The sequence below is a fragment of the Pseudomonas sp. TMW 2.1634 genome, assembly GCF_001703595.1.
Lineage (GTDB): Bacteria > Pseudomonadota > Gammaproteobacteria > Pseudomonadales > Pseudomonadaceae > Aquipseudomonas > Aquipseudomonas fragi.
In genome coordinates, this window is record NZ_CP016849.1 from 3,027,501 (window position 1) to 3,053,275 (window position 25,775).

Genomic DNA, 25,775 nt, shown 5'->3' on the forward strand with positions numbered 1-25,775 from the left:
CCAACTTAAAGTGCTTTACAATCCGAAGACCTTCTTCACACACGCGGCATGGCTGGATCAGGCTTTCGCCCATTGTCCAATATTCCCCACTGCTGCCTCCCGTAGGAGTCTGGACCGTGTCTCAGTTCCAGTGTGACTGATCATCCTCTCAGACCAGTTACGGATCGTAGCCTTGGTGAGCCATTACCTCACCAACTAGCTAATCCGACCTAGGCTCATCTGATAGCGCAAGGCCCGAAGGTCCCCTGCTTTCTCCCGTAGGACGTATGCGGTATTAGCGTCCGTTTCCGAACGTTATCCCCCACTATCAGGCAGATTCCTAGGTATTACTCACCCGTCCGCCGCTCTCAAGAGAAGCAAGCTTCTCTCTACCGCTCGACTTGCATGTGTTAGGCCTGCCGCCAGCGTTCAATCTGAGCCATGATCAAACTCTTCAGTTCAAACATCTTTGGGTTTTTAAGAAACCCTAAACTTGGCTCAGCAATCGTTGGTTACATCTTTGATTTCTCGCGGAGTAACTTGTGATGCTGATAATCTTGTTGACTATCAGTCTGACTCCACAAGCACCCACACGAATTGCTTGATTCAGTTGTTAAAGAGCGGTTGGTCAGCTTTCGCTGTACCGAGGCGCGCATTCTACAGCAGCCTCTGTTGCTGTCAAGCGGTTATTTTAAGATGTTTTCAAAGTTTCCTCTGTAACATCAACCACTTGCGCTTTCGATATCTCGTTAGCGGGAGGCGAATTCTACAGTGTTACACACTGCTGTCAACGCTTTATTTCCTGCTTCTTTCGATTGAGATAATCGAGTGGTTAGCCAGGCAAATGGCCTGATTAACCGTACGAGCTTTTTACAAAGCTTGTACTTATATAAAAACAAAAACCCTGTCTGCGTGAGCAGACAGGGTTTTTGGAATTTAATCTTGACGATGACCTACTCTCACATGGGGAAACCCCACACTACCATCGGCGATGCATCGTTTCACTACTGAGTTCGGGATGGGATCAGGTGGTTCCAATGCTCTATGGTCGTCAAGAAATTCGGTAGCCAGGTCGTTTGCCTTGCGGCGCACGCTCCAGCGAATGGGTATGTAATAGTTGGTGTTTTGTGAACCGCAAACTTTCGGTTTGTATCGTCTTCACACACCGCAATTCGCTTCTAAGCAAATTGCTTGGGTGTTATATGGTCAAGCCTCACGGGCAATTAGTATTGGTTAGCTCAACGCCTCACAGCGCTTACACACCCAACCTATCAACGTCGTAGTCTTCGACGGCCCTTTAGGGAACTCAAGGTTCCAGTGAGATCTCATCTTGAGGCAAGTTTCCCGCTTAGATGCTTTCAGCGGTTATCTTTCCCGAACATAGCTACCCGGCAATGCCACTGGCGTGACAACCGGAACACCAGAGGTTCGTCCACTCCGGTCCTCTCGTACTAGGAGCAGCCCCTCTCAAATCTCAAACGTCCACGGCAGATAGGGACCGAACTGTCTCACGACGTTCTAAACCCAGCTCGCGTACCACTTTAAATGGCGAACAGCCATACCCTTGGGACCGGCTTCAGCCCCAGGATGTGATGAGCCGACATCGAGGTGCCAAACACCGCCGTCGATATGAACTCTTGGGCGGTATCAGCCTGTTATCCCCGGAGTACCTTTTATCCGTTGAGCGATGGCCCTTCCATACAGAACCACCGGATCACTAAGACCTACTTTCGTACCTGCTCGACGTGTCTGTCTCGCAGTCAAGCGCGCTTTTGCCTTTATACTCTACGACCGATTTCCGACCGGTCTGAGCGCACCTTCGTACTCCTCCGTTACTCTTTAGGAGGAGACCGCCCCAGTCAAACTACCCACCATACACTGTCCTCGATCCGGATAACGGACCTGAGTTAGAACCTCAAAGTTGCCAGGGTGGTATTTCAAGGTTGGCTCCACGCAGACTGGCGTCCACGCTTCAAAGCCTCCCACCTATCCTACACAAGCAAATTCAAAGTCCAGTGCAAAGCTATAGTAAAGGTTCACGGGGTCTTTCCGTCTAGCCGCGGATACACTGCATCTTCACAGCGATTTCAATTTCACTGAGTCTCGGGTGGAGACAGCGCCGCCATCGTTACGCCATTCGTGCAGGTCGGAACTTACCCGACAAGGAATTTCGCTACCTTAGGACCGTTATAGTTACGGCCGCCGTTTACCGGGGCTTCGATCAAGAGCTTCGCGTTAGCTAACCCCATCAATTAACCTTCCGGCACCGGGCAGGCGTCACACCCTATACGTCCACTTTCGTGTTTGCAGAGTGCTGTGTTTTTAATAAACAGTCGCAGCGGCCTGGTATCTTCGACCGACAGGGGCTTACGCAGTAAATGCTTCACCTCCATCGGCGCACCTTCTCCCGAAGTTACGGTGCCATTTTGCCTAGTTCCTTCACCCGAGTTCTCTCAAGCGCCTTGGTATTCTCTACCCAACCACCTGTGTCGGTTTGGGGTACGGTTCCTGGTTACCTGAAGCTTAGAAGCTTTTCTTGGAAGCATGGCATCAACCACTTCGTGTTCTAAAAGAACACTCGTCATCAGCTCTCGGCCTTAGAATCCCGGATTTACCTAAGATTCCAGCCTACCACCTTAAACTTGGACAACCAACGCCAAGCTGGCCTAGCCTTCTCCGTCCCTCCATCGCAATAACCAGAAGTACAGGAATATTAACCTGTTTTCCATCGACTACGCTTTTCAGCCTCGCCTTAGGGACCGACTAACCCTGCGTCGATTAACGTTGCGCAGGAAACCTTGGTCTTTCGGCGTGGGTGTTTTTCACACCCATTATCGTTACTCATGTCAGCATTCGCACTTCTGATACCTCCAGCAAGCTTCTCAACTCACCTTCACAGGCTTACAGAACGCTCCTCTACCGCATCACCTAAGTGATACCCGTAGCTTCGGTGTATGGTTTGAGCCCCGTTAAATCTTCCGCGCAGGCCGACTCGACTAGTGAGCTATTACGCTTTCTTTAAAGGGTGGCTGCTTCTAAGCCAACCTCCTAGCTGTCTAAGCCTTCCCACATCGTTTCCCACTTAACCATAACTTTGGGACCTTAGCTGACGGTCTGGGTTGTTTCCCTTTTCACGACGGACGTTAGCACCCGCCGTGTGTCTCCCATGCTCGGCACTTGTAGGTATTCGGAGTTTGCATCGGTTTGGTAAGCCGGGATGGCCCCCTAGCCGAAACAGTGCTCTACCCCCTACAGTGATACATGAGGCGCTACCTAAATAGCTTTCGAGGAGAACCAGCTATCTCCGAGCTTGATTAGCCTTTCACTCCGATCCACAGGTCATCCGCTAACTTTTCAACGGTAGTCGGTTCGGTCCTCCAGTTAGTGTTACCCAACCTTCAACCTGCCCATGGATAGATCGCCCGGTTTCGGGTCTATTCCCAGCGACTAGACGCCCTATTAAGACTCGCTTTCGCTACGCCTCCCCTATTCGGTTAAGCTTGCCACTGAAAATAAGTCGCTGACCCATTATACAAAAGGTACGCAGTCACCCAACAAAGTGGGCTCCCACTGCTTGTACGCATACGGTTTCAGGATCTATTTCACTCCCCTCTCCGGGGTTCTTTTCGCCTTTCCCTCACGGTACTAGTTCACTATCGGTCAGTCAGTAGTATTTAGCCTTGGAGGATGGTCCCCCCATATTCAGACAAAGTTTCTCGTGCTCCGTCCTACTCGATTTCACTGCAAAGATGTTTTCGCGTACAGGGCTATCACCCACTATGGCCGCACTTTCCAGAGCGTTCCGCTAACATCAATACAGCTTAAGGGCTGGTCCCCGTTCGCTCGCCACTACTAAGGGAATCTCGGTTGATTTCTTTTCCTCAGGGTACTTAGATGTTTCAGTTCCCCTGGTTCGCTTCTTAAGCCTATGTATTCAGCTTAAGATACCTAACTTATGTTAGGTGGGTTCCCCCATTCAGACATCTCCGGATCAAAGTCTGTTTGCCGACTCCCCGAAGCTTTTCGCAGGCTACCACGTCTTTCATCGCCTCTGACTGCCAAGGCATCCACCGTATGCGCTTCTTCACTTGACCATATAACCCCAAGCAATCTGGTTATACTATGAAGACGACATTCGCCGAAAATTTGCTTTCAATCACAAATTTTACCTTAGCCTGAATAAACACCAGTGAAAGTGCTATCCAGTCTAACTTTCTATTACATACCCAAATTTTTAAAGAACGATCTAACCAAAAGATCAGAAATCAACATTCACCATCATCTGATGGAATGCTCATTTCTAAGCTTTACGATAAAGAAGCAGTAATGGTGGAGCCAAACGGGATCGAACCGTTGACCTCCTGCGTGCAAGGCAGGCGCTCTCCCAGCTGAGCTATGGCCCCATATTTCTACAGGTGCTTCCAAACAAAATTGGTGGGTCTGGGCAGATTCGAACTGCCGACCTCACCCTTATCAGGGGTGCGCTCTAACCAACTGAGCTACAGACCCAATTTTGGTCTACTTCTATCGTCTTCTTCAATGAATCAAGCAATTCGTGTGGGAACTTATGGAGCAGCTGATGTCGTCGATTAAGGAGGTGATCCAGCCGCAGGTTCCCCTACGGCTACCTTGTTACGACTTCACCCCAGTCATGAATCACACCGTGGTAACCGTCCTCCCGAAGGTTAGACTAGCTACTTCTGGTGCAACCCACTCCCATGGTGTGACGGGCGGTGTGTACAAGGCCCGGGAACGTATTCACCGTGACATTCTGATTCACGATTACTAGCGATTCCGACTTCACGCAGTCGAGTTGCAGACTGCGATCCGGACTACGATCGGTTTTATGGGATTAGCTCCACCTCGCGGCTTGGCAACCCTTTGTACCGACCATTGTAGCACGTGTGTAGCCCAGGCCGTAAGGGCCATGATGACTTGACGTCATCCCCACCTTCCTCCGGTTTGTCACCGGCAGTCTCCTTAGAGTGCCCACCATTACGTGCTGGTAACTAAGGACAAGGGTTGCGCTCGTTACGGGACTTAACCCAACATCTCACGACACGAGCTGACGACAGCCATGCAGCACCTGTCTCAATGTTCCCGAAGGCACCAATCTATCTCTAGAAAGTTCATTGGATGTCAAGGCCTGGTAAGGTTCTTCGCGTTGCTTCGAATTAAACCACATGCTCCACCGCTTGTGCGGGCCCCCGTCAATTCATTTGAGTTTTAACCTTGCGGCCGTACTCCCCAGGCGGTCAACTTAATGCGTTAGCTGCGCCACTAAGAGTTCAAGACTCCCAACGGCTAGTTGACATCGTTTACGGCGTGGACTACCAGGGTATCTAATCCTGTTTGCTCCCCACGCTTTCGCACCTCAGTGTCAGTATCAGTCCAGGTAGTCGCCTTCGCCACTGGTGTTCCTTCCTATATCTACGCATTTCACCGCTACACAGGAAATTCCACTACCCTCTACCATACTCTAGCTTGCCAGTTTTGGATGCAGTTCCCAGGTTGAGCCCGGGGATTTCACATTCAACTTAACAAACCACCTACGCGCGCTTTACGCCCAGTAATTCCGATTAACGCTTGCACCCTCTGTATTACCGCGGCTGCTGGCACAGAGTTAGCCGGTGCTTATTCTGTCGGTAACGTCAAGACACCAACGTATTAGGTTAATGCCCTTCCTCCCAACTTAAAGTGCTTTACAATCCGAAGACCTTCTTCACACACGCGGCATGGCTGGATCAGGCTTTCGCCCATTGTCCAATATTCCCCACTGCTGCCTCCCGTAGGAGTCTGGACCGTGTCTCAGTTCCAGTGTGACTGATCATCCTCTCAGACCAGTTACGGATCGTAGCCTTGGTGAGCCATTACCTCACCAACTAGCTAATCCGACCTAGGCTCATCTGATAGCGCAAGGCCCGAAGGTCCCCTGCTTTCTCCCGTAGGACGTATGCGGTATTAGCGTCCGTTTCCGAACGTTATCCCCCACTATCAGGCAGATTCCTAGGTATTACTCACCCGTCCGCCGCTCTCAAGAGAAGCAAGCCTCTCTCTACCGCTCGACTTGCATGTGTTAGGCCTGCCGCCAGCGTTCAATCTGAGCCATGATCAAACTCTTCAGTTCAAACATCTTTGGGTTTTTAAGAAACCCTAAACTTGGCTCAGCAATCGTTGGTTACATCTTTGATTTCTCGCGGAGTAACTTGTGATGCTGATAATCTTGTTGACTATCAGTCTGACTCCACAAGCACCCACACGAATTGCTTGATTCAATTGTTAAAGAGCGGTTGGTTTAGCTTTCGCTGAACCGAGGCGCGCATTCTACAGCAGCCTCTGTTGCTGTCAAGCGGTTATTTTAAGATGTTTTCAAAGTTTCCTCTACAACATCAACCACTTGCGCTTTCGATCTCTCGTTAGCGGGAGGCGAATTCTACAGCGTTACACGCTGCTGTCAACACCTCATTTCCTGCTTCGGTGACTTGAAGCTGGTACCGTCGAAAACTAGCCAACTCATTGAAACTCAAGGAGTTTTCCGTTTCGACTGCGCCGGAAGTGGGACGAATTATAGGCCGTTTGAATCTCGGGTCAAGCACTTATTTGAAGTTAAACCGCAGAAGCTGATTTCTTCTTATATAGACGCGGAATGCGGCTCTTCACCAGCGGTATGCGCAAGGCGAGCAGGCCTACACCAATACAGGCATAAATTGCCCATTCCTTGAGATCCGCGCGCACTATCCAGAGCATATGCAGCAGCCCCAACCCGACCACCACATAAACCAGGCGATGGAGTTTCTTCCAACGTGCGCCCAACCGTCGCTGACTGTATTGATTGGAGGTCACCGCCAGGGCCAGCAAACACAAGAACCCCAGGCTGCCAACAATGATATAGGGGCGCTTGCGCAATTCGACCCCCAATTGGGACCAGTCGAACCCCAGCACAAATGTCAAATAGGCACACAGGTGCAACACCACATAGGCAAAGCACCACAAGCCTATTTGCCGGCGCACGGCAATCCAGCCCGGCCAGCCTGTCAGTTTGTGCATCGGTGTCATGCTCAAGGTCACCAACAACAGTATTAGCGTACCCAACCCCAAACGATCGACCAGGACCTTGCCCGGGTCTGGCCCCAGGGCAAAGATCCAGGCTTCATACAGCCAATACAAAGGCCAAATGGCGGCAGCCATAAAAACGCCAATGCGCCAGGGTAGAAATTTCATCAGTAGTTCTTCCGCAAATCGAGGCCGGTATACAGATAAGCCACCTGATCGGCGTAACCGTTAAACATCTGGGTATCACGCACATTCGGGCTGAACAGACTGCTCGGCAAACGCCGCTCACGCGCTTGGGTCCAGCGTGGATGGTCAACTGTGGGATTCACGTTGGCATAAAAGCCATACTCATCCGCAGCAATGCTTTGCCAGGTGGTTTTGGGCTGCGTCTCCACCAGACTGATTCGCACAATGGATTTCACACTTTTGAAGCCATACTTCCAGGGCACTACCAGCCGCAGCGGCGCTCCATTCTGATTCGGCAACTCGCGGCCATACATACCCACCGCCAAAATCGCCAACGGATTCATCGCTTCATCCAGTCGCAACCCTTCGACATAAGGCCAGTCGATCAGTGCAAAACCCGAACGTTGCCCAGGCATCACCTTCGGGTCCTGCAAGGTTTCAAAGCGTATGTATTTGGCCTTGGAGGTCGGTTCCACCTGCTTGAGCAGCTGCGAAATGGGAAAACCCATCCACGGAATCACCATTGACCAGGCTTCGACACACCGCAGGCGATAGATCCGCTCTTCCAGCTGGTAGGGTTTCATGAAGTCTTCCAGGGCATAACGCCCCGGCTTGCCCACCTCTCCGTCTACCACCACCGTCCAGGGTTCGGTTTTCAAGGCGCCAGCATTTTGCGCCGGATCGCCCTTGTCGGCGCCGAACTCATAATAGTTGTTGTAGTGGGTCGCGTCCTTGAATGGCGTGATGGCCTCTCCCTTGACCGTGACAGCCTGCCATTGGGTCTGCGCAAGCTTGTCGGCAAACCAGGCTGGCGCCTTGCCTGGCTCAACATCCGCATAGCGCGCCGCCTCTTCGGCACTGGCCCAGCGTGGAAGCGCGCCCACAGCCAATCCGGCAAGCGAACTGCCCAGCAATGCACGACGGGATAAATAGAAGGATTCAGGCGTAACGTCCGACTCTTTGCAGTCGGACGCTTCAGGCAGCTTGATGAGCATGACAACTCCGCAGTATTGGAGGACTGATGCACCAATAGACTACGGAGTATGGGAGAAATTACATCACTCGGCGTTTTTGTTACGGCGCAAGCGCAGCAAGTACTGGATCGGCCCCGAAGCGGCGTATGCCAGGAAGGCCAGCAACAGAATGCGCGGTGGATCACTGAATACAACAGCGAATACCAGCACCACAGCCAGGATGGCCACAAAAGGAACGCGCCCTTTCAGGTCCAGCTCCTTGAAGCTGTTGTACTTGATGTTGCTCACCATCAGCATGCCGGCAGCCGCAACGAGCAAGGCAACCAGGAACGACATTTTCGAGCCCTGAATACCGTAATCACTGAATGCCCAGACGATACCTGCCACCACACCCGCCGCAGCCGGGCTGGCCAGACCGATAAAGTAGCGTTTGTCGGCCGTGCCGACCTGGGTATTGAAGCGCGCCAGACGCAACGCCGCGCCTGCAACATAAATAAAGGCCACCATCCAGCCGACCTTGCCCATATCCCCCAGTGCCCAGCCAAAAGCCAGCAACGCAGGGGCAACGCCAAAGGCAACCATGTCCGACAGGGAATCGTACTCGGCACCAAACGCACTTTCGGTATTGGTCATCCGGGCGACACGACCATCAAGGCCGTCGAGCACCATAGCGACAAAAATGGCGATGGCGGCAAATGCAAAGTACTTGCTTGCCCCAGCGGCATCACCCGCACTCATGGCACTTTGAGCACTCATGGAGCTGATGATGGAATAAAAACCGGCGAACAGGTTCGCAGTGGTGAAAAGGTTCGGCAGCAGATAGATACCACGATGCCGGACTTTTCGGCCTTCGGCGTCATGCCCTTCTTCGACATGCTCATCGACAGGCAGCAGGCTATCGGCGTCTGAAGCCGCTTTTGGCTCTTCGGGACGTTCGCTCATGGACATTACCTTGCAACGATATGGAAAGTTTCGATAGAAGCTTGGGGCCTACACGCACCCGCAAACGATCCTGCTTTATACCAGAAGCGGCCGCTTAAACGAAAAAACGCGGCCTGGGCCGCGTTTTCTCTTCACACCAGGAACTTAGTTCTTGGCTTGGTCAACGATTTTGTTCGCGCCGATCCAAGGCATCATCGAGCGCAGTTGCCCGCCGATGACTTCGATACCGTGAGCAGCGTTGTTACGACGCTTGGCGGTCATCGAAGGGTAGCCGGTAGCACCTTCGCTGATGAACATCTTCGCGTACTCACCATCTTGAATGCGCTTCAGAGCGTTACGCATTGCCTGACGGGACTCAGCGTTGATCACTTCAGGGCCAGTCACATACTCGCCGTACTCGGCGTTGTTGGAGATCGAGTAGTTCATGTTGGCGATACCGCCTTCGTACATGAGGTCAACGATCAACTTCAATTCGTGCAGGCACTCGAAGTAAGCCATTTCTGGCGCGTAACCGGCTTCAACCAGTGTTTCAAAGCCTGCCTTGACCAGTTCAACAGTACCGCCACACAGAACAGCCTGCTCGCCGAACAGGTCGGTTTCAGTTTCGTCCTTGAAGGTGGTTTCGATGATACCGGTACGACCGCCGCCTACGCCCGAAGCGTAAGACAGAGCCAGGTTCTTGGCATTGCCCGAGGCATCCTGATAGATAGCGATCAGGTCAGGGATACCGCCGCCGCGAACGAATTCGGAACGCACAGTGTGGCCCGGTGCCTTTGGCGCGATCATGATCACGTCGAGGTCGGCACGCGGCACAACCTGGTTGTAGTGAATCGCGAAACCGTGGGAGAAGGCCAGTGTGGCGCCCTTCTTGATGTTCGGCTCGATTTCGTTCTTGTACAGCGAGGACTGGAACTCGTCCGGGGTCAGAATCATGACCAGGTCAGCAGCGGCAACAGCGCTGGCAACGTCAGTAACTTTCAGGCCGTGAGCTTCTGCCTTGGCGACAGTGGCTGAACCCTTGCGCAGGCCAACGGTTACGTCAACGCCGGAATCTTTCAGGTTGCAGGCTTGAGCGTGACCCTGGGAGCCGTAACCGATAATGGCTACTTTTTTGCCCTGGATGATCGAAAGGTCGCAGTCTTTGTCGTAATAAACTTTCATGATTTTCCCTTATATCCAGGCCATTCCGGCCAATTAGCACTTGTTAGTTTTAGATGCTGAGTACTTTGTCGCCACGGGCAATCCCGGTGACGCCACTGCGAACTGTTTCCAGGATCGAGGCGGTTCCAATCGACTGAATGAAACTGTCGAGCTTCTCGCTGGTGCCTGTCAACTGCACGGTATACACACTGGCGCTGACATCAACGATCTGCCCACGGAAGATATCCGTGGTGCGTTTGATTTCTGCGCGCTGCGCACCTGTTGCCTTGACCTTGACCAGCATCAGCTCGCGCTCGATGTGAGCGCTTTCCGACAGATCCACCAACTTGACCACTTCGATCAGCTTGTTCAGGTTTTTGGTGATCTGCTCGATCACCTCATCATGCCCCACCGTGGTCAACGTCAGACGCGACAAGGTCGGGTCTTCGGTAGGTGCCACGGTCAGGCTTTCGATGTTGTAGTTGCGTTGCGAAAAAAGCCCGACAACACGAGACAAGGCGCCCGGTTCGTTTTCAAGAAGCAAGGAAATAATGTGCCGCATGATTAAGTACGCTCCGTCTTGCTCAGCCACATGTCGCGCATGGAGCCATCTTTGATCTGCATCGGGTATACGTGCTCACTGGTATCGACCTGAATATCCAGGAACACCAGGCGATCCTTCATGGCAAAGGCTTCTTCCATTTTCGGCTTGAGGTCTTTCAGATCGGTGATCCGGATACCTACATGGCCATAGGCTTCAGCCAGCTTGACGAAGTCAGGCAGCGATTCCATATACGAGTGCGAGTGACGACTGCCGTAGTTCATGTCCTGCCACTGACGCACCATCCCCAGCACACCATTGTTGAGGCTGACGATTTTGACGGGCAGGCCGTACTGCAAGCACGTCGACAATTCCTGAATGTTCATCTGAATACTGCCCTCGCCTGTCACGCAGGCAACGTCAGCATCAGGGAAGCTCAGTTTTACCCCCATCGCAGCCGGGAAACCAAAGCCCATCGTGCCCAGACCACCGGAGTTGATCCAGCGATTCGGCTTGTTGAAGCGATAGTACTGGGCCGCGAACATCTGGTGCTGACCCACATCGGACGTGACATAGGCATCGCCCTTGGTCACTTCGCAGAGCATTTCGATAACGGCCTGTGGCTTGATCTGGCTGCCGTCGCCCTTGTTGTACGGGAACAGACCGCCGTCACCGCGCCATTCGTCGATTTGCTTCCACCAGCTGGCAACGGCCTGCGGGTCTGGCTTCTCGCCGATTTCCTTGAGGATGGCGACCATTTCGGTCAGCACGCTCTCAACGGGGCCCACGATTGGCACGTCCGCCTTGATGGTTTTGGAGATGGACGCCGGGTCGATATCGATATGGATGATCTTGGCGTTCGGGCAGAACTTGGATGGGCCGTTGATGACACGGTCATCAAAGCGCGCACCTACCGCCAGGATCACGTCGGCGTTGTGCATGGTCATGTTGGCCGTGAAGCTGCCATGCATGCCGAGCATGCCGACAAACTGACGGTCGGTGCCAGGGTAGGCACCCAGGCCCATCAGCGTATTGGTCACCGGCACATTGAGCATTTTTGCCAGTTCGGTCAGTGGCGCCGAGCCACCGCCCAAAATAACCCCGCCGCCTGCGTAAAGCACAGGGCGCTTGGCCGCCAGCAGCATCTCGGCCGCCTTGCGGATCTGGCCTGAGTGGCCACGCAAGGCCGGGCTGTAGGAGCGCAGCTTGGCTTTTTTCGGGAAAACGTATTCGAACTTTTCCGCCGGGTTGGTCATGTCTTTCGGGATATCGACCACGACCGGGCCTGGACGGCCGGATTGCGCGAGGTAGAACGCCTTTTTCATGACTTCAGGGATTTCCGAAGCATGCTTGATCATGAAGCTGTGCTTCACGATGGGCCGGGAGATACCGATCATGTCGGTTTCCTGGAAGGCATCGGTTCCGACCATGGTGCTGGGCACCTGACCTGAAATGATCACCATCGGAATGGAGTCCATATAGGCCGTGGCAATACCGGTGATGGCGTTGGTAGCACCCGGCCCGGAAGTCACCAGTACTACACCGGCTTTGCCGGTAGCACGGGCGTAGCCGTCAGCCATATGGGTTGCAGCTTGTTCATGGCGAACCAGGATGTGGGTAACTTCCGGCTCTTTGAACAGTGCGTCGTAGACATGCAGGAGAGCACCACCAGGGTACCCGTAGATATATTTGACACCTTCGTCGCGCAAAAAGCGGACGAGCATCTCACCACCAGACAAAAGCTCCACGTTGTTCACCTCTAAAACGCCAGAATACCGTCCACAAAAATACGAACGGGTCTTAATAGGTTTACTTTTCAGCAGAGCATGAGCGACGGTGGTCGCCGACTACGTCAGCACTGACTGAGCAAGTATTGGGAACTCCCCAAGTGTTGCGGGGGTTTCCCACCCAGCGCGAGGTAACGCGTTGCGGGTGTTACAGGTCGGCGCGGGTGTGCGCCTCATGATCTGCTGAGAGAGCCTGCTTCTGGCAGTCCCTCTACAGCGGGAGTTCGATTCTTGTCATTAGGCCAGTCCAAGTCAAGCCATCAATTCAATTTATTTGCATAAATCGACAGGAACGCACAAAAAAACGCGCAAAATGACTGAAGCCAACAAGAAAATGGATGGCTGCCAGTAAAAACTGGCAGCCATGACCTCAGGAGGAAGGGCTGATCAGGCGATCAAAATCCTGGAAATGCTTGAGCAAGGGCTTCCAGTTGCCACGACGCTGGGCAAACACATGCTCGGCCATGTGCCAGATACCCGAGACACTGGGCAGAGGCTGGCCCTGCTCGACGATGACTTTCATCTTCGGCAGGAAGATCCACTGCACCCACTGCTCAAAGTCCAGGCGGTCGACGCTGAACGGCTCCAGGCTGGACAAGTCGTGCTCTGTTGGAGCTTTGTCACTCCACAAGCCCTGGGTGCGCATTTCCTGCTCGATCAGCAGCAGGAACCCGGCCACTTCAGAGGTGCGTACATCCATGACCATCAGAGGCTCACCTTGGCTTTTTGACGGGCCAATGCTGCACCTGCCGCATCACCTTGTTTCTCACGGGCCTGGGCAATCAAGCCCCACAGGCTCGCCTGCAAATCCGGACGACCGTTGGCGAACGTCAAACCGCGGCGAGCAAACTGCTCTGCCTGCGCGGTGTCACCCTGCGCCATGCGCACTTGCGCCAGACGGTAAAGCACTTGCGGCTCACGCGGGGCCACGCGTTGGGCACGCTCCAGGCTCGACGCAGCGCCGTTCAGGTCACCGCTCGATTGCTGCTGCTGGGCAGTCGTCAGCAGCGCCAGCACCGGGCCGTCCAGTTGCTCGTCAGCGGCCAGACCGCCGCTGTTTGACGGAATACCGCTAGGTGTAATCGGTGCCGGAGCACTGTAGGTCGAGCTCGGTGTATAGCTGCCCGTGCTGATCGGCGCTGCCGCCGGACCAGGGGTAATCGGCCCCGGCGTGAACGGCTGGGTGCTGATCGGCGTCGACACACTGGCAGCGCCGCCCGGAATCATCACCACAACCCCCGAATCCTCGGTAATCGTGCGCGCCTGAGCGGCACGCGGCGCAGCGGCCTGTGGATAATTCCCCGCCGTACGCTGGGCCGAAACACGCTCGTTGTTCGACACCGCAACACCAGAGTCGACCACAGGAATTGAACCCTGTGGCACGCTGGCACAACCATTGAGCAAAGCCAGGGCTGAAACAGCCGCAATCCACAACTTATTCACGTCAAACCCTCTGTGCTTAATTCAACCAGCCCTTGACCCAATCCATCACGGCTTCACCGGTGGCAGGCTCCTGCCCACCACACGTGGCACCGGCTGGCGGTTCACTGCCGCGAATATACGGCATCTGTACCGCACCAGGGCAGTTGGCATCCGAACCCTGCCCGGTATGCGGATCAATCCAGGCCTGCACAATGTTGTCCGGCTGAGGCATATCCAGCGGCAGCGGGTCGGCCTTCTTCATAAAGCTGGTCCATACCTGCAAGGCACCAGTCGCCCCCGTGAACGGGGTTTTGCCGTTGTCATCACGCCCAAGCCAGACCACAGCCAGCAAATCCTGGCTGAACCCTGCGAACCAGCTGTCACGCGAATCGTTGCTGGTCCCGGTTTTACCCGCCAGCGCAAGGCTTTTGGGCAGTACGTTGTAGACCGAGCGCCCGGTACCTTCGCGCATCACATGCTGCATCGCGTTCTGGATCAGGAAAATCGAACCCGGGTCAAAGCGTTGCTGGATCTGGAACGGATAACGCTTGAGCGGCTCACCCTCTGCGGTCAACACGCTGCGGATACCGCGCATCGGCGTATTGAAGCCGCCATTGGCCAGGGTTTGGTACATCGTCGCCACTTCCATCGGGCTCAATGCACCGGCCCCCAGCAACATGGACGGGAATGCCGGGAACTCGCGCTCCACACCCAGCCGCGCAAGGGTCTTGAGTACATTCGGCACGCCGACTTCCTGCCCCAGCCTTACCGTACCGAGGTTGTAGGAGTTCATCATCGACTGATAGAGGAAAATCGTACCGTGGGAACGACGATCATAGTTCTGCGGCTTCCAGATCTGGCCATCAGCACCTTTGATCGACAACGGTTCATCCGACAGCCAACTGGTCAACGTGTACTGGCTTGGTCGCTCCAGCGCTGTCAGATAAACCGCCGGCTTGATCAACGAGCCAATCGGCCGTACCGCATCGAGCGCTCGGTTGAAACCTGCATAGCCCGGCGCACGACTGCCGATTAGCGCCTGGACCTCACCAGTTTCTGGGTTGGTCACCACCATCGCGGCCTCAACCTCATCCGAACCCTTGCGCCCGGCCAGGCGCTTGAAGGTCTCACCCAGCGCCGCTTCGGACTTCATCTGCAGGATCGGGTCGAAGCTGGTGAAAATCCGCAACCCTTCTTCGGTCAAGTCTTCGTCGCGATAGTCCTCGCGCAGTTGACGCTTGACCAGGTCGAGGAAGCCCGGGAACGAACTGTCCGCCAGGCTGCCGCGCTTGGTCACACCCAGTGGCATTTTTTTCGCAGCCGCCACTTGCTCGGCAGTGGCAACGCCTTGTTGTTCGAGCAAGTCGAGCACCAGGTTACGCCGCACCAACGCCCGCTCAGGGTAGCGGCGCGGGTTGTAGGCTGACGGACCTTTGACCATGCCCACCAGCAACGCCACTTGATGCAGCTTCAGCTCGGCCAATGGCTGGCTGAAGAAGAACTGGCTGGCCAGGCCAAAGCCGTGCACGGCACGCTGGCCGTCCTGACCGACGAACACCTCATTGAGGTACGCCTCAAGAATCTCGCGCTTGTCGTAATGCAGCTCCAGCAACAGCGCCATCATCGCTTCGGTCAGCTTGCGGCTGAGGCTGCGCTCATTGGTCAGGTAGAAGTTCTTGACCAGCTGCTGGGTCAGGGTACTGCCGCCCTGGCGCATTTGCCCGGCCGAGGTATTGACCCACATGGCCCGCGCAATCGACTTCGGCGACACGCCAAAGTGGTGGTAGAAGTCCCGGTCTTCGACGGTGACCAGCGTCTCAAGCAGAAACGGCGGTACCTGATCGATATTGATCAGGATCCGGTCTTCAAGGTTTTTCGGGTACAGGCCACCAATCAGCAGCGGCTCAAGACGCACCACAGGCAGCTTGGCACCGTTGGTCGATGACAGCTCTGCCACATAGTCGCCTGAGAACCTGACCCGCACCGGCTGCGCCTGCTCGGCGCCTTCGTAAAACTGGAAGCCGCGGGTGTTGAGGTCAACCGTGTTGCCATTAACGGCGGCCGCGCCCGGGCCGTTGGCCACGCTTTCACGGCGATAGCCCAGCGCATCGAGTTCAGTGAGGAAGTCGTTTTTGCTCAGCTTCTGGCCGACGAACAGCTCCAGCGGCCGGGCATACACCTTGGCCGGGATGGTCCAGCGCTTGCCGGAGAACTTCTCCTGAACGATGGCATCCAGATAGACGGCAAAACCTGCCAGCACCACCAGGCCAACCAGGCTGAGCTTGATTGCCCAGCCCAGCCAGGGCCGAAGGCCGCCAGAGGGACGTTTGGAACGGGAACGAGGAGATCGGGTACGAGTCATGGCGCGAGATTATACGCACTTTATTCATGTTCATCATGCGCAGCCCGGCGGTTTGCACTCCCGCTGCCAGCCGCCATAATGGCGCATCGAATATTCCAGACCTTGAAGGATCAACCGTGAGCCAGAACCTGATTGCCGCCCTGCAAAACCCGGACCTCTACCCCCATGAAGTCGAAGGATTTCAGGTTATCGAGACGCATATCTCCTGGGTCATCCTGACAGGGCCGTATGCCTACAAATTGAAGAAACCGGTCAATTTCGGCTTTCTAGACTTCACTGAACTCAGTGGCCGCGAGCACTTTTGCAATGAAGAGCTGCGCCTTAACCAGCGCCTGACCGAAGGCCTGTACCTCGACGTGCTGCCGATCACCGGCACCGCCGACGCGCCAGCATTCGGTGGTGAAGGCCCGGCCATTGAATACGCGTTGAAAATGCGCCAGTTCCCGCAAAGCCAGCTGCTGAGCACACTGCAAGCCAATGGCGAGCTCAATGCCGCTCATATCGACGAAATGGCCCAGCAGATCGCGCACTTCCACACCCAGGCCCCCCAGGTTCCTGCAGCGCACTACCAGGGCACGCCTGAAGCGGTGATGGATCCGGTCCGTCAGAACTTTGAGCAAATTCGCCCGTTCCTTTCGGACAAAGCCGACCTGCTGCAACTGGATGCCCTCCAGGCCTGGGCAGAAGCCAGCTTCACCCGCCTCAAGCCGCTGTTCGAGCAGCGCAAGGCCCAGGGCTTTATCCGCGAATGCCACGGTGACATTCACCTGGGCAACGCCACCATGATTGACGGCAAGGTGGTGATTTTCGACTGCATCGAATTCAACGAACCGTTCCGTTTCACCGACGTATACGCCGATACCGCCTTCCTGGCGATGGACCTCGAAGACCGTGGCCTGAAATGCCTGGCACGCCGTTTCGTCAGCCAGTACCTGGAGCTGACCGGCGACTACCAGGGGCTTGAGCTGCTGAACTTCTACAAGGCCTACCGCGCCCTGGTGCGTGCCAAGGTCAGCCTGTTCAGCATGCCGGCCGAAGCCAGCCCGGTTCAGCGGGCAGCGACCCTGCGCCAATACCGCAACTATGCCAACCTGGCGGAAAGCTACAGCACGATTCCTTCACGCTTCCTGACCATCACCCACGGCGTTTCTGCTGTCGGCAAAAGCTCGGTAGCCATGCGACTCGTGGAAGCTCTGGGAGCGATTCGCCTGCGCTCAGACGTCATCCGCAAGCAGCTGTTCGGCCAGCAAACGGCTGAAAACGCCGTCGGCGATGGCATCTATAACGCTGACGCCAGCGCTGCCACCTACAGCAAACTGCATGAACTGGCAGGCATCGTGCTGCGCGCGGGCTTCCCGGTGGTGATTGACGCCACTTACCTCAAGCGCGAGCAGCGCGATGCGGCCGCCCAAGTGGCAGAAGCCACTGGCGTGCCTTGCCTGATCCTCGACTGCACCGCCCCGGACGCCGTGATCGAAGGCTGGCTGGCCCATCGCAAATCCGTGGGCACCGACCCGTCTGACGCCACCCTGGAAGTGGTCAAGGCACAGCAAGCCAGCCGTGAACCGCTGGGGGCCGATGAAGTCCTGCGCAGCAAGCGTGTAGAAACCAACAACAGCAAAAGCCTCGACACCCTGATTGCCGACATTCGTCAGCGTTTGCCGGGCCTGTAAAGCCAATGCACGCCGTGAAACCGCAAGGGTTTCACGGCGCCTGTTTGCGCAAAGCCGCCCACGATCACAAATACGACATCAGATCCGCCGCCCCCGTTTCGCGGAGGATGACGCCTGCCAAGGGGGCTGGGACGCTCTACCCCCTTGGCTCCAAGGGGCTGATTTGCACTTTGCGACAGCCTATTGGCTCAATTCCAACCCCGCCTTGTTCCAAAACCGACTAACGGACTGTGACTTTCCTGCTGAGCGCTACACTCAATAGAGTCACCACACCCCGTAAACGCTGAGCTCACGCCGTCGCAAGGAGAGCTGATGAACGATGAACTCCAGCATTTGAAGAACCTTGGCAAGACCTCTGCGCAATGGCTGCACGCCGTTGGCATTCACAGTGCCGCGGATTTGAAGCGCCTGGGCGCAGTGGATGCTTATCGGGCGGTCAAGGCCCGCGGTTTCAGAGCATCCAAAGTACTTTTATATGCGATTGAAGGGGCCCTGCTGGATGTTCACTGGAACGATATTCCTGCCGCACGCAAAGAGGCGCTCAACCAGCAAGTCGAGCATCTGGCCGCACTTAAAAAAGCCTGACAGGGCGAATTGGCAACGAACACGATGAACGGTAAAAAACAGCTGTTGACATGGAAATGAGAATTGTTATGATTACGCCATCTGGTCGCGAGACCAGTCGATCTTCTGAAAGGCCCTTGGTTCGGACTCTCAGAAAATCTCCTCATCAGGCTAATCACGGTTATTTGACCCGGCTCTTGCCGGGTCTTTTTTTGCCTGTGGAAAAGTGCCAGCCGGGCGACCGGCACTGTTGCTCAGCGAGCAATCACCATCGGGCAGCCCAGCTCGGGGTGCGGCTGCACCAATACATCAAGGCCAAACACGGCCTTGAGCTCATCCGGCTGCAGAACCGCTTGCGGGCAACCCAGGGCCCGTGGGCGACCCTGTTCCAGCAAAAGCAGGCGATCACAGTATCGCGCCGCCAGGTTCAGGTCATGCAGGATGATCAGCACCGCGGCGCCGCGATCAGCAAACGCCCGAATGGCCTTGAGCGTGGTGTGCTGATGCAAGGGGTCAAGCATCGAAGTGGGTTCATCGAGCAGCAGGGTCTGGCCGTTTTGCCCCGGCCATAATTGCGCCAGCACCCGTGCCAGATGCACCCGCTGACGCTCGCCACCCGATAGCGCCAGGTAGCTGCGCCCGGCAAGATGCTCAACATCGGCGGCCTGCAATGCCTCGTGGATTATTTCTGCGTCGCGGGTACGACCCGTTTGATGAGGCAGTCGGCCCATGCCCACCACCTCTTCAACACGAAAGGCAAAATCCAGGGTCGAGGTTTGCGGCAGTACAGCCAGGCGCTGCGCCCGCTGCGCGCCCTTCCAGTGGCCCAAAGCCTGCTCATCCAGCCAGACCTGCCCGCCCGTCGGCGCCAGCTCCCCGCACAGGGCCGCCAGCAGGGTGCTTTTGCCCGCGCCATTGGGGCCAAGCACGCCCAGCACTTCCCCCGGCCGTACATCCAGGGTGACATCCGCCAGCACGATTTTCTGATCGCGACGGATCTGCAGGTTTTCCGTACGCAGCATCAGTGGCGGCCTCGCATCAGCAAATAAAGGAAGAAAGGCGCACCGAGAAACGCGGTAACAATCCCGATGGGCAGTTCAGCTGGCGCCAGCGCCAGGCGAGCGATCAAGTCGGCAAACAGCAGCAAGGTCGCCCCCGCCAGTACCGAGGCAGGCAACAGCACCCGGTGATCAGGCCCAGCCAGCAACCGCACCAGATGCGGCACCACCAACCCGATAAAACCGATCATGCCTGCCGCTGCCACCGCAGCCCCCACACCCAGGGCCGTGCAAAACACCAGTTCGCGCTTCAGGCCTTCAACGTCGATACCCAGGTGACTGGCTTCGGACTCGCCCAGCAGCAACGCATTGAGCGCTTTCGCCCGCCGGGGCAGCCACAGGGCGACCCCCGTCGTCACAATCAACAGTGGCCACAAGCGGGCATAGCTGGCGCCATTGAGGCTGCCCAGGTTCCAGAACGTCAGGGTGCGCAAGGTCGCGTCATCGGCGAGATAGGTAAACAAACCCACAGCAGAACCAGCCAAGGCTGTCAGCGCGATGCCCGCAAGCAGCATGACGGCCACATTGGTCTGGCCGTTGCGCCGGCCCAGCCGATACACCAGCGCCGTGACCCCCAAGCCACCGAGAAACGCACACAGCGACAGCAGGTACGGACCGAAAAACTCCGGCAACCCGCCAAAAGCAGCCCCGCCAACAATCGCAATTGCCGCGCCCAGGGCCGCGCCACTGGAGACGCCGACCAACCCGGGGTCGGCCAGCGGGTTGCGAAACAAGCCCTGCATGGCCACGCCCGACAGTGCCAGCACACCCCCCACCGCCAGGCCCAACAGGGTTCGCGGCAAGCGGATCTGCCCCAGGATCAACTCGGCCTGCTCAAGGCCTTCACCCGCAATCGGCACCCCGACCAGGCGCAGTGCTGCACGCAAGGTATCAAACAACGGCAGGCTCACTGGCCCCAGCGCCAGCGACAGCCAGATCGACAACAGGCACAACGCGCTCAAGCCAATAAACAACGACCGCGGTTTAACCAGCGTTCTCATTGGCTGGCCGGGGCCGCGGGATAGAACTCAGCCGTCAGCTGTTTCAGGCGCTCGGGCAAACGCGGCCCCAGGCCACCCACCAGCAGCGTCGGGTCGACTTCGTATATACGCCCACTTTTAGCGGCGCGGATAGATGCCAGCACCGGGTTTTCTTTCAGCAGCGCCTTGCGCGCCGCCTCACCGGTCAGGCTGCGATCGGCAAATACCAGCACTTCAGGATTGAGCCCCGCCAGGGCTTCCACCGAAAACGGCTTGTAACCGCTGTGGGTGGCCAGGTTGTGCCCACCCGCCTGGGTCAGCAGCCAGTCGGCCGCCGTGTCCTTGCCGGCAATCATCGGTTTGCCACCGGCATGGCCCAGCAGCAGCAACACCCCGGGCGCCTGTTGCGTGGCTTGCGCAGCCTTGACCTGCCGTTGATGCTGGTCGAGTTGTTGCTGATAGTCCTTGAACACCTGTGCGGCCTGGGCCTCGTCCCCGAGCAGGCGGCCCAAATGCTGCAAGTTGCCCTCAAGGCTGGCAAGGTCTGCCTGGGCCGAAAACATCTCTACCGGCACACCGGCACCGCGGATCTGCAACAAAACCGCAGCCGGACCCATTTCTTCAGTGCCGATCAGCACATCCGGTTTCAGGCTCAGGACACCTTCTGCCGAAAGCTGGCGCTGATAGCCGATGCTGGGCAGCGACTTGAGTGATTCAGGGTGCTGGCTGGTGGTATCGACCCCAACCAATTTAGACTCCGCACCCAATACGCTGACCCACTCCGAAAGCGCTCCTCCGGCGCTGACCCAGCGTTGCGGCAATTCGCCAGCCAGGCTGGCATGACTGATCATAAGGCCTGCACAGAACGTAATCAGGCGGGTACTCAGGCGCATACAGAGGCTTTCCTTGAAAAAGAGGGCTCAATGGGACCAAACAATTGTGCCGCGGTGAACACAGCCCATCGCAGAGCAAGCTGCCATTTGATAATTGTTTGCATTTGCACGTCAACCTATTAACCCGCTCTACAACGCCACATTTCCATAACCGTTTGGCTGTTATTAAGGATCGCCATGAAGTTTTTATGCCCCTCCCAGGCGCTGGGCGAAGGCGCCAGTCGTGGCTTTGCACTCGATGAGCTGCGCTTGCTGGTGGTTCGCCGTGAGGGCCGGGTGTATGCCTACCAAAACCGCTGCCCCCATCGCGGGGTGGCTCTGGAATGGCAACCCGACCAGTTTCTCGACGCCAGCGCCAGCCTGATCCAGTGTTCGACCCATGCTGCACTGTTTCTGATCGAAAGCGGGGAATGCGTGGCCGGGCCTTGCGCCGGGCAATTTCTGATAGCCCTCGACTGCCATGAAGACAGCCAAGGGATATGGATTACACCGCCAATGTCAGAGGATGACGTCTAAACGGCGATCAACCACTACCGCATCAGAGGTCAGGCTGACCCCATAAGCCAGCACCTGCACCCCGGCGGCCACGGCTTCGCGCAGTGCAGCAGCATAGCCCGGGTCGATTTCTTCAGCCGGGCGCACCGCCTCGATCCCCGTCAGGTTGACGCAATACAATTGCACGGCACGCACGCCTTGCCGCGCCAGGGTCGCCAGTTCGCGCAAGTGCTTGGCGCCACGCTGGGTCACGGCATCCGGGAATGCGGCAACAGCTGAGCCGTCAAACCCCAGGGTGACACTTTTGACCTCGACATAGGCAAAGCCCTGAGGGTACTCCAGGCGAAAATCGATGCGGCTTTTTTCCTGCCCGTACGGCACCTCGCGCTTGAGCGCGGTGAAGCCGTTCAGCTCGCTGATCACCCCGGCCAGCAGCGCCTCTTCGATCAAGTGATTGGCACGCCCGGTGTTCACGCACGCCAACCGTCCTTGCGGGGTCTGGCTGATTTCCCAGGTGCCCGGCAACTTGCGCTTGGGGTCATTGGAGCGACTGAACCAGACCTGACCGCCCTCGACCATGCAATTGAGCATGGAGCCGGTGTTTGGGCAATGAATGGTGATCAACTCGCCGGTACTGGTTTCGATATCCGCCAAAAAACGCTTGTAGCGCTTGATCAGCCGCCCTTCTTCCAGCTCAGGTGAAAAACGCATCAGCCCTTCCAGCTCTTGAGGCCACGCGCAATCCGCTCAACAGCTTCCTGCAGGCGCGGCAGACTTTGGGTGTAGGCAAAGCGTACGTGATGCCCGGACTGGTAACGGCCAAAATCCAGGCCCGGCGTAAAGGCTATGTGCTCGGTTTCGAGAAAATGCTGGCAAAACGCAAAGGCATCACCGCCAAACGCGCTGATATCGGCATACAGGTAAAACGCACCTTCGGGCTCTACCGCAATGCCAAAACCAAGCTCGCGCAAAGCCGGTAACAAATAATCACGACGTCGCCCGAACTCGGCCCGACGCTCTTCCAGAATGGCCAGGGTCTGCGGTTCGAAGCAGGCCAGTGCAGCGTACTGGGCCATGCTGGGCGCGCTGATATAGAGGTTCTGGGCGAGCTTCTCGAGGTCGGCCACGGCCTCAGGCGGCGCCACCAGCCAGCCCAGGCGCCAGCCGGTCATGCCGAAATACTTGGAAAAACTGTTAAGCACAAACGCGCTGTCATCCACTTCCAGCACACTCGCGGCATCGCAGCCGTAGGTCAGGCCGTGGTAGATCTCATCCACCACCAGATGCCCGTTGCGGGCCTTGACCGCTGCCGACAGCGCCGCCAGTTCGTCACGGCTCAGCGTGGTGCCGGTCGGGTTGGCCGGCGACGCAACCAGTGCCCCTACGCTGTCTTGATTCCAGCAACGCTCGACCAGTTCGGCTGTCAGTTGATAGCGCACATCGGGGCCAACAGGCACCAGTTGGGCCGCCCCCTCTACCAAACGCAGGAAATGCCGGTTACAGGGGTAGCCCGGATCCGCAAGCAACCAGTGCTTACCCGGATCAACCAGTAGGCTGGAGGCCAGTAACAAGGCACCAGAACCGCCGGGGGTGATAAGAATTCGCCCAGGATCAATATTCAAGCCATAACGCTGCTGATAAAAACCGCTGATCGCTTCGCGCAGTTCCGGCAGGCCGCGGGCAGCGGTATACCGGGTTTTACCGGCGGCCAACGCGGCCTGGCCAGCAGCAATGATCGGCTCGGCCGTGGTGAAGTCCGGCTCGCCGATTTCCAGGTGAATCACATCGTGCCCCGCAGCCTGCAACTCGTTGGCTCGCGCCAACAACGCCATCACGTGGAACGGTTCGATTGCGCGGCTGCGCGCACTGTAAGACTGAGCCATGAGCCTGCCTTCCTGGGTAAGCAAAAGGCTGATTCTACCCAAGCAGTGCTATAAGGGAGAGCTAATTACGGTCTTAGCCCGCTTGCCAATAGAACCAAACGACCCGGCCTTTAGTCATAGCTCGACTAAAATTATTAATTAGCCACTAATCTCAAGCACCACAGGCTCTGCACACACACCCTGAGAACGGGCTAGACATGCGGGAGTAGCGCAGCCCGATTTGATCTGGTAAGTTCGCCCGCTTGCAGCCGCAGGGCCGGCAGGTGTCGGTGATGTTGCAATCCTGCGCAATGGATTAGAAGAATGAGAGGCGGTCCATTTCATGCCCACACAAGCAAAGCAACAGAATACTCAACTTAGCGGCTTCGAACCCTACGTTGAAAAGAAGGGTGAAGAGTACATGGGCGAGCCCATGCGCAAGCACTTCACCAAGATTCTGCAAAAGTGGAAACAGGACTTGATGCAGGAAGTCGACCGCACCGTTGATCATATGAAAGACGAAGCGGCAAACTTTCCTGACCCATCCGACCGCGCGAGCCAGGAAGAAGAATTCAGCCTGGAACTGCGCGCCCGCGATCGCGAGCGCAAGCTGATCAAGAAAATCGACAAGACCCTGCAACTGATCGAAGACGAAGAATACGGCTGGTGCGAATCCTGCGGCGTCGAAATCGGTATCCGTCGACTCGAAGCCCGTCCTACTGCCGACATGTGCGTAGACTGCAAGACCTTGGCTGAAATCAAGGAAAAACAAGTCGGCAAGTAATCGCCGGCTTGACCAGATGGGGCGTGCAAACGCCCCATTTTTGTTTCTGAAATTTCAGTGCCCTGCGTGGGAGCGGGCTTGCTCGCGATAGCATTACCGCGCCAATGGTTCAAAACCGGGTTGCCCCATCGCGAGCAAGCCCGCTCCCACAAAAAATCGGCCCACGTCCATGACTGCACCCTCCTACATCGGGCGCTTCGCCCCAACGCCCAGTGGCCACCTGCACTTTGGCTCGCTGGTCGCCGCCCTCGCGTCCTATCTCGATGCCCGATCCGTGGGTGGCCGCTGGCTGCTGCGCATGGAAGACCTCGACCCGCCGCGGGAAATGCCCGGTGCCCAGGCGGCGATTCTCGATGCCCTTGAGCGCTATGGTTTTGAATGGGACGGCGAGCTGGTCCGTCAAAGCGAACGGCACGAGGCCTACGCTGAAGTACTCAACCGCCTGTTCAGCATGGGCCTGGCCTATGCCTGCACCTGCTCGCGCAAACAGCTGGAAGGCTACAACGGCATTTACCCGGGTTTTTGCCGCAACGCCGGGCACTCGATGGATAACGCCGCCATCCGCATTCGCGTCCCCGAGCTGGAATATGCCTTCACCGACCGGGTGCAGGGCGAGTTCCGCCAGCACCTGGGGCGGGATGTGGGTGACTTCGTGATTCGCCGCCGTGACGGCCTGTATGCCTACCAACTGGCCGTGGTGCTCGATGACGCCGCTCAAGGGGTGACCGATATCGTGCGCGGCGCCGACCTGCTCGATTCCACTCCCCGTCAGCTGTACCTGCAAGAGCTGCTGGGCTTGTCACAACCACGCTACCTGCATGTGCCACTGATCGTGCAACCGGATGGCCATAAACTCGGTAAATCCTACCGTTCGCCCCCCCTGACCCCGGAGCAGGCCACCCCGCTGCTGCTGCGCGCCTTGCGCACTTTGGGTCAGATAACCGACGAATGCTTGAAGGACGCCACCCCGCGTAAGGTTCTGGATTGGGGCATTGCCCACTGGAACGCAGCCGCCATCCCACGCACACTCACCCTTGCCGAGGCGCAATTACGCTGACAGCCCTTGCAGGTTGCCAGCCA

The 25,775-nt window shown here is 56.7% G+C and carries 19 protein-coding genes, 2 tRNA genes and 4 rRNA genes (1 of these 25 only partly in view); 5 read left to right on the top strand and 20 right to left on the bottom strand.

Annotation, left to right across the window (positions count from 1 at the left end; all coding sequences use genetic code 11):
• The 15 genes from BFC21_RS14455 to mrcB all read right to left on the bottom strand — a co-directional run.
• Window positions 1-440 (bottom strand): 16S ribosomal RNA (locus BFC21_RS14455) (it extends 1,097 nt beyond the left edge of the window).
• Between the two features lie 479 nt (window positions 441-919).
• Window positions 920-1,035, bottom strand: a 5S ribosomal RNA gene (gene rrf / locus BFC21_RS14465).
• Window positions 1,036-1,181: 146 nt separating this feature from the next.
• Window positions 1,182-4,073: ribosomal RNA gene (locus BFC21_RS14470) — 23S ribosomal RNA — on the bottom strand.
• A 233-nt stretch (window positions 4,074-4,306) separates the two neighbouring features.
• Window positions 4,307-4,382 (bottom strand) — tRNA-Ala (locus BFC21_RS14475).
• Between the two features lie 29 nt (window positions 4,383-4,411).
• A tRNA-Ile gene (locus BFC21_RS14480) sits at window positions 4,412-4,488 on the bottom strand.
• Window positions 4,489-4,569: 81 nt separating this feature from the next.
• Window positions 4,570-6,106, bottom strand: a 16S ribosomal RNA gene (locus BFC21_RS14485).
• The 16S, 23S and 5S rRNA genes sit together here with 2 tRNA genes alongside, the layout of an rRNA operon.
• 479 nt (window positions 6,107-6,585) lie before the next feature.
• Window positions 6,586-7,200 (bottom strand): protein-methionine-sulfoxide reductase heme-binding subunit MsrQ, encoded by a 615-nt coding sequence (gene msrQ, locus BFC21_RS14495; protein ID WP_088378177.1) that lies wholly within the window; start codon window positions 7,198-7,200, stop codon window positions 6,586-6,588.
• On the bottom strand, window positions 7,200-8,213 hold the full coding sequence (gene msrP / locus BFC21_RS14500) for a protein-methionine-sulfoxide reductase catalytic subunit MsrP (protein WP_088378178.1): 1,014 nt from the start codon (window positions 8,211-8,213) through the stop codon (window positions 7,200-7,202). Before msrP ends, msrQ begins: the two co-directional genes overlap by 1 nt.
• Window positions 8,214-8,276: 63 nt before the next feature.
• Complete coding sequence (gene pssA / locus BFC21_RS14505; protein WP_016783405.1) at window positions 8,277-9,134, bottom strand: CDP-diacylglycerol--serine O-phosphatidyltransferase; 858 nt, start codon at window positions 9,132-9,134, stop codon at window positions 8,277-8,279.
• 144 nt (window positions 9,135-9,278) lie between these two features.
• Window positions 9,279-10,295 (bottom strand): ketol-acid reductoisomerase, encoded by a 1,017-nt coding sequence (gene ilvC / locus BFC21_RS14510; RefSeq protein ID WP_016783406.1) that lies wholly within the window; start codon window positions 10,293-10,295, stop codon window positions 9,279-9,281.
• A gap of 49 nt (window positions 10,296-10,344) precedes the next feature.
• Complete coding sequence (gene ilvN, locus BFC21_RS14515) at window positions 10,345-10,836, bottom strand: acetolactate synthase small subunit (RefSeq protein WP_016783407.1); 492 nt, start codon at window positions 10,834-10,836, stop codon at window positions 10,345-10,347.
• Between the two features lie 2 nt (window positions 10,837-10,838).
• A complete protein-coding gene (locus BFC21_RS14520; protein ID WP_088379533.1) occupies window positions 10,839-12,563 on the bottom strand; it encodes an acetolactate synthase 3 large subunit in 1,725 nt (574 codons plus the stop codon).
• Between the two features lie 409 nt (window positions 12,564-12,972).
• Complete coding sequence (locus BFC21_RS14525) at window positions 12,973-13,302, bottom strand: YqcC family protein (protein WP_029611718.1); 330 nt, start codon at window positions 13,300-13,302, stop codon at window positions 12,973-12,975.
• A 5-nt stretch (window positions 13,303-13,307) separates the two neighbouring features.
• On the bottom strand, window positions 13,308-14,045 hold the full coding sequence (locus tag BFC21_RS14530) for a M48 family metallopeptidase (protein ID WP_088378179.1): 738 nt from the start codon (window positions 14,043-14,045) through the stop codon (window positions 13,308-13,310).
• Window positions 14,046-14,061: 16 nt separating this feature from the next.
• Window positions 14,062-16,386 (bottom strand): penicillin-binding protein 1B, encoded by a 2,325-nt coding sequence (gene mrcB / locus BFC21_RS14535; protein ID WP_088378180.1) that lies wholly within the window; start codon window positions 16,384-16,386, stop codon window positions 14,062-14,064.
• Between the two features lie 116 nt (window positions 16,387-16,502).
• Between mrcB and BFC21_RS14540 the strand changes: the two genes are divergently transcribed.
• On the top strand, window positions 16,503-18,059 hold the full coding sequence (locus BFC21_RS14540) for a bifunctional aminoglycoside phosphotransferase/ATP-binding protein (RefSeq protein ID WP_088378181.1): 1,557 nt from the start codon (window positions 16,503-16,505) through the stop codon (window positions 18,057-18,059).
• Window positions 18,060-18,371: 312 nt separating this feature from the next.
• Window positions 18,372-18,644, top strand: a complete 273-nt coding sequence (locus tag BFC21_RS14545; protein ID WP_088378182.1) for a TfoX/Sxy family protein — start codon at window positions 18,372-18,374, stop codon at window positions 18,642-18,644.
• A gap of 233 nt (window positions 18,645-18,877) precedes the next feature.
• Here BFC21_RS14545 and BFC21_RS14550 read toward each other — a convergent pair whose 3' ends face one another.
• The 3 genes from BFC21_RS14550 to BFC21_RS14560 are packed head-to-tail and all read right to left on the bottom strand — an operon-like array spanning window position 18,878 to window position 21,554.
• On the bottom strand, window positions 18,878-19,645 hold the full coding sequence (locus BFC21_RS14550; RefSeq protein ID WP_083369638.1) for a heme ABC transporter ATP-binding protein: 768 nt from the start codon (window positions 19,643-19,645) through the stop codon (window positions 18,878-18,880).
• On the bottom strand, window positions 19,645-20,628 hold the full coding sequence (locus BFC21_RS14555) for an iron ABC transporter permease (protein WP_162939395.1): 984 nt from the start codon (window positions 20,626-20,628) through the stop codon (window positions 19,645-19,647). The genes BFC21_RS14550 and BFC21_RS14555 overlap by 1 nt, the downstream gene beginning before the upstream one ends.
• A gap of 50 nt (window positions 20,629-20,678) precedes the next feature.
• Window positions 20,679-21,554 carry a hemin ABC transporter substrate-binding protein gene (locus BFC21_RS14560; RefSeq protein WP_088378184.1) on the bottom strand — a complete coding sequence of 292 codons (876 nt, stop codon included), beginning with the start codon at window positions 21,552-21,554 and terminating at the stop codon, window positions 20,679-20,681.
• Between the two features lie 177 nt (window positions 21,555-21,731).
• Here BFC21_RS14560 and BFC21_RS14565 point away from each other — a divergent pair, with 177 nt between their 5' ends.
• Entirely contained in the window at window positions 21,732-22,070 is a 339-nt protein-coding gene (locus tag BFC21_RS14565) for a Rieske 2Fe-2S domain-containing protein (RefSeq protein WP_088378185.1), read from the top strand.
• Here BFC21_RS14565 and sfsA read toward each other — a convergent pair.
• Window positions 22,053-22,760 (bottom strand): DNA/RNA nuclease SfsA, encoded by a 708-nt coding sequence (gene sfsA / locus BFC21_RS14570; protein ID WP_088378186.1) that lies wholly within the window; start codon window positions 22,758-22,760, stop codon window positions 22,053-22,055. The two genes, BFC21_RS14565 and sfsA, sit on opposite strands and share 18 nt — an antisense overlap.
• Window positions 22,760-23,932, bottom strand: coding sequence for a pyridoxal phosphate-dependent aminotransferase (locus BFC21_RS14575; protein WP_088378187.1), 1,173 nt, complete (start codon window positions 23,930-23,932; stop codon window positions 22,760-22,762). Before BFC21_RS14575 ends, sfsA begins: the two co-directional genes overlap by 1 nt.
• 322 nt (window positions 23,933-24,254) lie before the next feature.
• On the opposite strand from BFC21_RS14575, the gene dksA reads away from it, so the two are divergent.
• Window positions 24,255-24,695: an RNA polymerase-binding protein DksA gene (dksA, locus tag BFC21_RS14580; protein ID WP_016783419.1), complete on the top strand. Its 441-nt coding sequence runs from the start codon at window positions 24,255-24,257 to the stop codon at window positions 24,693-24,695.
• Window positions 24,696-24,864: 169 nt separating this feature from the next.
• Window positions 24,865-25,752, top strand: coding sequence for a tRNA glutamyl-Q(34) synthetase GluQRS (gene gluQRS, locus BFC21_RS14585; protein ID WP_120266285.1), 888 nt, complete (start codon window positions 24,865-24,867; stop codon window positions 25,750-25,752).
• Window positions 25,753-25,775: the final 23 nt, after the last annotated feature.